General features: G+C 43.3%; 8 protein-coding genes. 1 reads left to right on the forward strand and 7 read right to left on the reverse strand.

Features of this window, described 5'->3' with window-relative positions; translation table 11 throughout:
* Positions 1-307: 307 nt before the first annotated feature.
* The 7 genes from BXY_RS20765 to dnaN form a co-directional block, all read right to left on the reverse strand.
* A complete protein-coding gene (locus BXY_RS20765) occupies positions 308-1,252 on the reverse strand; it encodes a tyrosine-type recombinase/integrase (protein WP_087323186.1) in 945 nt (314 codons plus the stop codon).
* 368 nt (positions 1,253-1,620) lie between these two features.
* Entirely contained in the window at positions 1,621-3,327 is a 1,707-nt protein-coding gene (locus tag BXY_RS20770) for a serine protease (RefSeq protein ID WP_195435910.1), read from the reverse strand.
* Between the two features lies 1 nt (position 3,328).
* Positions 3,329-4,072, reverse strand: coding sequence for a 23S rRNA (guanosine(2251)-2'-O)-methyltransferase RlmB (rlmB, locus tag BXY_RS20775; RefSeq protein WP_004316861.1), 744 nt, complete (start codon positions 4,070-4,072; stop codon positions 3,329-3,331).
* A 102-nt stretch (positions 4,073-4,174) separates the two neighbouring features.
* On the reverse strand, positions 4,175-5,836 hold the full coding sequence (gene recN / locus BXY_RS20780) for a DNA repair protein RecN (RefSeq protein ID WP_087318230.1): 1,662 nt from the start codon (positions 5,834-5,836) through the stop codon (positions 4,175-4,177).
* A gap of 26 nt (positions 5,837-5,862) precedes the next feature.
* Positions 5,863-7,071, reverse strand: coding sequence for a bifunctional phosphopantothenoylcysteine decarboxylase/phosphopantothenate--cysteine ligase CoaBC (coaBC, locus tag BXY_RS20785; protein WP_008025458.1), 1,209 nt, complete (start codon positions 7,069-7,071; stop codon positions 5,863-5,865).
* Entirely contained in the window at positions 7,071-7,850 is a 780-nt protein-coding gene (locus BXY_RS20790; RefSeq protein WP_004316864.1) for a 3'-5' exonuclease, read from the reverse strand. Before BXY_RS20790 ends, coaBC begins: the two co-directional genes overlap by 1 nt.
* A 110-nt stretch (positions 7,851-7,960) precedes the next feature.
* On the reverse strand, positions 7,961-9,085 hold the full coding sequence (dnaN, locus tag BXY_RS20795) for a DNA polymerase III subunit beta (protein WP_004316865.1): 1,125 nt from the start codon (positions 9,083-9,085) through the stop codon (positions 7,961-7,963).
* A 154-nt stretch (positions 9,086-9,239) separates the two neighbouring features.
* Between dnaN and BXY_RS20800 the strand changes: the two genes are divergently transcribed.
* Positions 9,240-9,614, forward strand: a complete 375-nt coding sequence (locus BXY_RS20800; protein WP_004316866.1) for a DUF3127 domain-containing protein — start codon at positions 9,240-9,242, stop codon at positions 9,612-9,614.
* The last annotated feature ends 31 nt before the right edge of the window (positions 9,615-9,645 follow it).

Genomic DNA, 9,645 nt, shown 5'->3' on the forward strand with positions numbered 1-9,645 from the left:
CATATAGGATACACATAGCAGTGAAAAAAGGAAAAAAATCGATTATGAGGGAATATAAAAGCGGGTACCTAACATTCAATATAAGACTTTTTTGAATTTAGGTAATAAAAATCCCTTGAGCATGAAGATGTTATCTTTCATGTTCAGATAGATTCATGTTGCATATTTGAGAGAAAAAGGAAAAAAAGAAGTTTTTTGCTTGTTTGCTATTAATATTTTTACCTATCTTTGTAGCGAATATATTTCCGTTACCTAAGAAGTAACACCAGCATTAAGTCCCTAATCCATAATGCTTTAATAATATTAATCAGAACATTTTAAAACTACATACGTAAGAATAATTCAATTTATTAACCTTTGTTCTTTCTTCCAATTCGAAACCCTTTAAATATATCTGTGTTGTTTTAATAGATTTGTGCCCTAATGATTCGCTAATCATCTCGATAGGAACACCTCTGTACTTGGCAGTCGTAGCCCAAGAATGACGAAGCGTGTAAGACGTGACGGATGAAGATATCCTTAATTTTCTGGACAGGCTTTTCAAATCATTATTGAAACGTCTCAAGGCTGACTGATATTCACGATAAGCTTCCTCTTCCTCTCTCTTATATGCTCCGCTTAATATCCGAAAAAGATAATCAGGATAATCGGGACTCCGCGCATCGGTTTTATTATATAATCCTCCGATTGCATTGTGCGCTGACTCCAACACTTCTATACTCATAGGAGTACCAGTCTTGAGACGGTTGTACTTTAAAAGACCTTGTTTCAAATTGGACTTTTCCAAATGGGCCAAATCAGAAAAAGGCATTCCACAAAACTGAAATAACAGATTGGCAATAGCCTGTGTCCGGCGAAGCTTTTCCGATTGAGGATCTTTGTTTAGTAATATGTGAAGTTCACCGATCGGGATGGCTTTCTTCTGACGTGTGTCCACCCCGGTAAATACATCCCGGAACAAGCCATGTACATAAGGAGCCTGATGCGTATCGACTCCGCGATTGTAGATACTACGAAGCATACGCATATACGTAGAAATCGTATTAGGCTTCAAACGGGAAGCCAACAGATAGTTGCTATACCTCTTTAGAGTTTCGCGGTTTATCCTACTGAACGTAATGGATTGGGTCCCACAAAACTGCGAAAAAGAACGAATAGCGTGTTTATACACGTGGGCCGTAGAATAACGACCCTCTTGTCGCAAACAATCGATGTAATTGTTTGCACAAATAGTAAATCGATTTTTTTCCATAAATTATAACTTATCTCATAAGTGTTATTAAAAAACGTGCGGAATATAGTAAGATTATAGATAAAATGAATCACATTTTTAAATTTAGTCACTGTTTTAGATGGAAAATCGAATAATTTCTAAAAAAAATAAGTGAAGCCATGCAGTATTTTCAATAAGCGTGCATTTAACTTATAAAAGAGGGGAAAAAGGGAAATCAAACCATATATCATTAAAACCTACAACCTGAGCTTAACAAGTGAAGTGGGGAAAAATAAAAAAAGAGAGAGAGTTTTTTATACAACGTCCCCCAAAACGAGGAATCCCTGCCAATTTTCGAGTTGGCAGGGATTCATTTTTACTTATGTTGTTTTCGAAGAGGCAATCTCTTACTTGCAGTATTTGGTAATCAGCTCATCTACATTTGGATCACCCAGTTCTTTCGCTTTCTTAAAGTTGCCACAAGCTTCATCTGTCTTCTTCAACTGTATCTGGCAAAGCCCCAGTAAGCGGTAAGCCTCGGCATATTTAGGATCAGCCTTCAGTATATTATCCAAAATCTGAATAGCTTCTTCATAACGTCCTACACGCAGGTTGACCACTGCATGTTCCGCCTGATAGGTCAGGTCTGTCGGATTCATTTCGATTGCTTTAACTATATCATCCAAGGCGCGTTGGAATTGGCGTGCTTTCAAAGCGGCCTGTTCGCGATAGTAATAGAATACGTCGTTCACTTCTCCTTTGACTGCTGTATGATAAGCATCATAATCGAGCATCGCATTCCGTGGCTGGCCGGCATTCATGTTCATCTGCGCACGTTCCAACAAATATGGAGCAAAATCTGCTGTGATCGGTTGCGGGCAACGGGCAATACAGCTATCCATTAAAGCTACGACTTCTTTCGGGTCACCTTTCGCCAGTTCCTTCGTCTTGGCAGCACTAAAGAAAGTGGCCGGAGAAGCAATGTTACTGGCATTTACCTTTTCATAAGCTGCCAAAGCACCGGCATAGTCTTGCTGGGCAAACAGTATATCGCCTTCCATTTGAATATAAATAGGCAGCGGATCAATGGCGATTGCCTGACGAACATTCTGCAAAGCAGTGTCATACGTCCAGTCTTTATACGTTTTTTCCGGCTTCGACAATTGATAAGCATACATCAGCTTACCTATATTATAATATACATCATCTTTTTTCTGGGCTACTTTCAAAGCCTGATTAAAGTCGGCAACTGCTTTATCATACCAAGTCTGGTCGTCCTTACCTTTAGCTGCATAATAATTGGCACGACGAAGATAACCATCCGCATTGGCAGGGAACTGACGGATGAAATCATCCAACAGCTTTTCGTAATCGTCGCCTGACAGGCTCGAAGATGCCATAAACAAGTACACTAATGCTTGGTCTTCCGTTTCGGGCAGGCCTTTCCGGATGCCAATCTTTTTCAAAGCAGCGTCTCCCAAAGAAAGAGCACTGATTTTCTGTGACATGGCAAAAGCTGCTCCTGCCGCGTAGCAAGTGGTCACCGTATCGATGCCGGATGATTTCTGCGCAATACCAAATACCTGACCTTCAGCGTTCATCACCGGACAGCTCACCATCTTATCTTTCATCTGCATACCCAATGTATAGTAATGATATTCTCCGGCTACTTTGGAAACTTCTTTCACTTTACCAGTAACGCAAGCGATACTTTTCTGTGTAGAATAAGGAAGCATCCACGCATCGGCTCCCACTGCCGGAGCTATTTTAGCCACAATGAGCGCAGGCACTTTCTTCTCGGTGATAGCCACACGGAACTTAATGACATCATACATATCATTCGCTCCAAGTATCAAGCTAACCGGCATCTGCTTGCCTTCGGAAGTGATAACCACTGCACGTTCGGCTCCTTTAAAAAGAGTATAATCTGATAAAGCCAATCCATCTTCGGATACAAAAAATCCGTTTCCGGTATTCAGCATTTTATCATTCTTGTCATAAGTCACCACAGAGAAGACTGCCCGTTTTGCCTTCTCTACCCATTTGGGAGTTTGCGCCATGCTTCCCTGTATCAGGAAGAAAAGCAGTAAAGGTAGAATTAAAATCTTCTTCATATCAGTCATTATTTCTTTGTTTCACAGCTTCGTAAACCAAGATACCGGCAGCCACGGAAACATTCAGAGATTCGATGGTGCCCAGCATCGGAATTTTCACCCATTCGTCGCAGAGCGCAAGGTTTTCATAAGAAACTCCCGTATCCTCCGCTCCCATAATGATGCACAGCGGTCCTGTATAATCGGCTTTTGTATAGTCGTAATCTCCCTTCTCGGTAGCAGCTACAATACGGAAACCACTGTCTTTCAGATATTGCAGCGTTGAACGGAGGTTCTGCTCACGACACACAGGCAGCGTGTGCAGCGCTCCTGCCGATGTTTTCACGGCATCAGCATTGACAGACGCACTCCCGCGGACAGGAATAATCACTGCATCGACAGCTGCACATTCGCAGGTACGGGCAATGGCTCCGAAATTACGTACATCGGTCACTCCGTCCAGCATAACAAAAAACGGATTCTTCCCTTGTTCGAACAAGAAAGGAACAAGATCTTCCGTTTTCTGATAAGTCACAGAAGAAATGAAAGCAATCACTCCCTGATGATTTTTCCGGGTAATGCGGTTAATACGTTCTACCGGAACACGCTGAACCGGTATCATCAGCCCTTTCAAAGCAGCAAACAATTCTTTGGAAAGATCACTCTGAATGTCTTTCTTTACCAGAATTTTATCAATCTCTTTACCTGCCTGAATGGCTTCTATCACGGCACGAACACCGAAAATCATTTCACTTTTATCCAACATCTATTTGATTTACTATTTTACTATTTACAATTTACTACTTATCAGTTACCGCTTAACAATTCACTACCTCAACTACTTTGAATGAATCAATTTAGCCATTAATTACTTAGCATCAAGCAGGGATTTGGCATTGCTAAGGGCGGCCTCGGTCAGAGTGGCGCCACTAAGCATGTGAGCTATTTCCTCTACTCGTTCTTCATCGGTGAGACGGCGGATATGACTGTTTGTTTCCGTATCGCTGTCTTTCTTATATACTTTATAATGTGCACGTCCGCGGGCAGCAATCTGCGGCAAGTGGGTGATGCTGATTACCTGACGGTTCCGGTCGCCCATTTCCTGCATCATGTCCGCCATGCGGTCGGCTATTTCACCGGAAACACCGGTATCTATTTCATCAAATACGATAGTCGGCAGTTTCACGGCTCCGGCAATCAATGCTTTGATAGAAAGCATGACACGGGCAATTTCACCTCCCGAAGCTACGGAAGAGATATTCTGCAAGGTACCATTCTTATTGGCAGAAAACAGGAAGTTGACTGTATCTTCTCCTTGCAATCCCGGCTCTTTCTTCAGTCCCATTTCGATCTGGAAACGAACATTCGGCATTCCCAACGGAATCAAGCGGGCGGCCAATTGCTTTTCCACTTCACGCGCAGCTTTCGTACGGGCTTTGGTGAGCAGTTCTGCTTGTTGTTTCACTTGCTTATATTGTTCCTCTTTACGAACGGTCAGCTCGGCAATACGTTCATCGTATGAAGTGATGTCTGACAATTTGCTACGATATTCATCCGTCAACGCTATCAACTCGTCAAGAGTCTGTGCCCGGTGTTTCTGTTGCAGGGAATAAATCAGATTCAGCCGTTCGTTCACTTCTTCCAGGCGGACCGGATTAAATTCAACGGAATCACTTTGCGAAGAGACTTCGTGCGAAATATCTTTCAATTCGATATAGGCGCTCTCCATACGTTCGGTAAGTTCCTTAGCGGGCTGATAGACTCTTTGCAGGCTATTCAGCGTATTCAGACTATCTTTCAGGTAAGAAAGCAATCCGCCTTCATCCGAGACAAATGACTGTTCTACCCGGTAAAGTCCGGCTTTAATCTCCTCCGCATGACTTAGTGTTTCGGCTTCCTGCTCCAATTCCTCTTGCTCTCCTTCTACAAGATGGGCCTCTTCGAGCTGTTCAAGTTGGAAACGGATATAATCTTCATCGGAACGGCTTTTCTCTGCCAGTGACATTAATTCAGCCAGTTCGCGTTCTGTCTGCTTCCATTCGCCATAACGCAGATGGTATTTCTCCAATGCTGCATCATTATGTGCCAGAATATCAAGCACGTTCAACTGGAATCCTTCTTTATTAAGTAACAGATTCTGATGTTGAGAATGTACATCTATCAATTGTTCGCCCAGCTCTTTCATTTGTGCCAGTGAAGCGGGAGTATCATTGATGAATGCCCTGCTTTTGCCGGAAGCCTGTACCTCACGACGCAAAATACACTCTTCATCATATTCCAATTCGTTTTCTTCAAAAAACGGACGCATACCGTAGGCAGCAATATCGAACCGTGCCTCTATAATACATTTGGAAGCTCCGCGACGAATCGCTTTCACATCGGCACGCTGCCCCAGCAGGAGCCCAATAGCTCCCAGAATAATTGATTTCCCGGCTCCCGTTTCACCTGTTATAACGGAAAAGCCTGTTTCAAAACTGATATCCAGTTTTTCTATCAATGCGTAATTCTGAATGTATAGTGAACGTAACAAACTAATTAAAAATTAAAATTTGAAAATTAAAAATTGGGAGACAGGGTGGCTACCAGACGATCAATGATGTCTTGAGCTACTTCTGTTTTCGACTTCAGAGGATAGTCTGTACGACCTTTCCTGTCGATTATACTTATCTTATTGGTATCATGGCGGAAACCGGCTCCTGCATCATTCAACGAGTTGAGCACGATAAAATCGAAGTTCTTGCGTTCGAGCTTTCCTTCGGCATTCTGCTGCTCATTATTGGTTTCGAGCGCAAAGCCAACCAGGCATTGTTGTTTTCTTTTTATGGCTCCTAAAGAGGCAGCAATATCTTGTGTTGCCTGAAGATGCAGGGTCAGTTCTTCTTCTTTTTCCCGCTTAATCTTCTTATCGGCTACCGTTGCCGGACGATAGTCGGCTACTGCCGCACAAAGAATACCGGCATCAGCATCCGGGAAATGAGCCTGCGCTGCTTTGTACATTTCTTCAGCAGATTCGACATCGACACGGATGATACCAGAATGTTGCGTTTTGAGTTGCACAGGACCTGTTATCAAGGTCACTTGTGCTCCGCGACGGGCACATTCTTCTGCCAACGCGAATCCCATCTTTCCGGACGAATAATTGCCGATGAAACGCACCGGGTCTATCTTTTCGTAAGTCGGTCCGGCAGTAATCATCACTTTCTTTCCGGACAGTTCGTCACTCGAAGCAAAGAATTCATCCAATACCCGGATGATATTCTCCGGCTCTTCCATTCGCCCCTTCCCTACCAGATGGCTGGCTAGTTCTCCTGTCCCCGGCTCGATAATATGATTACCATAGGAACGCAGAATATCCAGATTTTTCTGGGTGGCAGGATGGGCAAACATATCGAGGTCCATTGCCGGAGCAACAAACACGGGAGCTTTTGCCGAAAGATAAGTGGTTATCAGCATATTGTCGGCTATTCCGTTGGCCATTTTACCGATGGTAGAGGCAGTGGCCGGCGCAATCAATACGGCATCCGCCCATAAACCGAGATCGACGTGGCTGTTCCACGTTCCGTCACGTTGGGCAAAAAACTCACTGATGACCGGTTTGCTGGTCAAAGCCGAAAGAGTGATCGGAGTAATAAATTCTTTTCCCGCCGGAGTAATTACGACCTGCACTTCCGCTCCTTGTTTTATCAGTCCGCGAATGATATAGCACGCCTTATACGCGGCAATACTGCCGGTAATTCCAAGAATTATTTTCTTTCCTTTTAGCATTATTTTGTAATCAAATTACTCATTTCACGCAAGCGGATTTTTGTCAATGCCGCCTTGGTGTTCAGCGTGAAATCACTATTCAAAATCCAACTGTAATATCCGGGATCTTTCTTCAAAACCTCGGCTACAGACATTCCCTTATATTTTCCGAAGTTGAACACTTCTACTCCGTTATCATCGTACACCATGCGTCCGGCAAAATCGACATTCTTGCTGAAACTTGAATAATCTGCCAGGAACGCAATATCATTCTGAAGATCGGAGTAACGGTCGAGCTGCGCTTTCAACACTTCGTAAGTAGCCCGTGTATCTGCTTCGGCAGTGTGCGCATCTTCCAAATTCTTGTCGCAATAGAACTTATAGGCAGCAGACAGGGTGCGTTGTTCCATTTTGTGGAAGATGACCTGTACGTCTACAAATTTACGTTTTGTCATATCAATATCTACTCCGGCACGAAGAAATTCTTCGGCAAGAACAGGAATATCAAAACGGTTGGAATTAAATCCTGCCAAATCGCAACCTTCAATGTCACGGGCTATGTTTTTCGCTACTTCTTTAAAAGTAGGACAATCTGCTACATCGGCATCATAAATACCATGTATAGCAGAGGATGCTTCCGGAATATGCATTTCAGGATTGATACGTAATGTCTTTGCTTCTTCATTTCCATTCGGATATACTTTCAGATAGCAAATTTCAACAATTCGGTCTGTGTTGATATTGGTTCCGGTTGTTTCTAAATCAAAAAAAACAATGGGATTTTTCAGGTTTAATTTCATTTCTGTTTATTTTATTGAGTCACCACAGATTAACACAGATTCACACAGATTTTACTTCTTCTAAAGAAAAAACATCTGTGTGAATCTGTGTTAATCTGTGGTGAAACGTATTAATCATTTAGCATCATCGGCATCAGCAGCATCAGCAAGTCTTCGTTTTCTTCCTGCTCTACCGGAATGATTACTCCGGCACGTGAAGGATCTGCAAGTTCGATGACTACTTCATCTGCCGAAATATTGTTCAGTATGTCGATAAGGAACGTCGATTTAAAACCGATACTCATTGCAGCACCTGCATACTGGCAAACTTGTGTTTCTTCGGCAGAAGTAGAGAAATCAATATCTTGTGCGGAAATCACAATCTGGTTTTCCTGCATACGAAGTTTAATCAAACTGCTGGCTTGTGACGAGAAGATAGACACACGGCGCAAAGCTCCTACCAACTGTTGGCGGTCTACGGTTACTTTGTGCGGGTTGTTTTGCGGAATTACCGAGTTGTAGTTCGGGTAACGTCCTTCAATCAGGCGGCAAACCATCCGGTAGCTTTCAAGCATGAATACAGCGTTGCGTTCGTCAAATTCGATGGTCACTGCGCCTTGTTCTTTCGGCAAAAGATTCTTTAGCAATGTAGCCGGTTTCTTTGGAAGGATGAAGGCTGCACGCTCGTTGCCTTTGGCTGCCAACGTTTTACAACGCACCAGTTTATGACCGTCCGAAGCAACCATTGTAATGTCTTCTGTTGTAATATCGAAATAAATACCGTTCATCACCGGACGAAGTTCATCATCGGCAGTAGCAAACACCGAACGGTTGATACCTCCCAGAAGTACGCTTGCTTCCATTTCCACGCGGACAGCATTATCCCCCAGTGTAGCCGATTGCGGGAATTCATCCGCATTCTGCCCCATCAGGCTGTATTTTCCGTTCTGGTACTGCACCGTTATTTCATAATTATCCGGATTGATATCGAATGTGAGTGGTTGTTCCGGAATTTCTTTCAGTGCGTCAAGCAATGTTTTCGCTACTACGGCAAAACGCCCGTTCGTATCGCTTTCATTCACTTCTACGGTAGTCACCATCGTTGTTTCACTGTCGGATACAGTCACAGATAATGTTCCGTCTTCCAATTCGAAGAGGAAACAATCGAGAATTGGCAGCGCATTTTTTGAATTAATAACACGGCTGATGGCCTGTAAATGGCTGGAAAGAGCAGTACTTGAAACGATAAATTTCATATATTTTCGTGTATTTAAGTTTTAAATGTTCTATCGCACAAAGTTACGAAAAAAGATTTGGGCTGCCCAATAAAAACAAAAGAAAAAAACAGGTATTGTGCGAGGGATATTACTAAAAAATTGTAACTTCGCCGCAGAATTTAAAATTATCGCAATGGAATTTACAGGAAAAATCATCGCTATCCTCCCCCCGAGAGGCGGAGTTTCAAAAACTAGCGGCAACGAGTGGAAATCACAAGAGTACGTTATCGAAAACCACGACCAATATCCGCGCAAAATGTGCTTCGACGTATTTGGCGCAGACAAAATCGAGCAGTTCAACATTCAAATGGGCGAAGAATTGACTGTATCATTCGACGTTGACGCCCGTCAGTGGAATGATCGCTGGTTCAATAGTATCCGCGCATGGAAAGTAGAGCGTGTTAGCACAGGTGCTCCAATGGCTTCCGGTTCTCCCGTTCCTCCTCCAGCTCCATCGGCTATGCCGGAATTTACTCCGGGCGATGCCAAAGACGATCTGCCATTCTAAACCGAAAGTCATTCGTTCGATGAATAAGCAT

The organism is Bacteroides xylanisolvens XB1A (assembly GCF_000210075.1).
Classification (GTDB): Bacteria; Bacteroidota; Bacteroidia; order Bacteroidales; family Bacteroidaceae; genus Bacteroides; species Bacteroides xylanisolvens.

What these genes read in the sequence shown, in the direction of transcription:
- BXY_RS20765 (WP_087323186.1), bottom strand. Translation starts at nt 1,252, where the DNA reads ATGGAAAAAAATCGATTTACTATTTGTGCAAACAATTACATCGATTGT.
- BXY_RS20770 (WP_195435910.1), bottom strand. Translation starts at nt 3,327, where the DNA reads ATGAAGAAGATTTTAATTCTACCTTTACTGCTTTTCTTCCTGATACAG.
- rlmB (WP_004316861.1), bottom strand. Translation starts at nt 4,072, where the DNA reads ATGTTGGATAAAAGTGAAATGATTTTCGGTGTTCGTGCCGTGATAGAA.
- coaBC (WP_008025458.1), bottom strand. Translation starts at nt 7,071, where the DNA reads ATGCTAAAAGGAAAGAAAATAATTCTTGGAATTACCGGCAGTATTGCC.
- BXY_RS20790 (WP_004316864.1), bottom strand. Translation starts at nt 7,850, where the DNA reads ATGAAATTAAACCTGAAAAATCCCATTGTTTTTTTTGATTTAGAAACA.
- dnaN (WP_004316865.1), bottom strand. Translation starts at nt 9,085, where the DNA reads ATGAAATTTATCGTTTCAAGTACTGCTCTTTCCAGCCATTTACAGGCC.
- BXY_RS20800 (WP_004316866.1), top strand. Translation starts at nt 9,240, where the DNA reads ATGGAATTTACAGGAAAAATCATCGCTATCCTCCCCCCGAGAGGCGGA.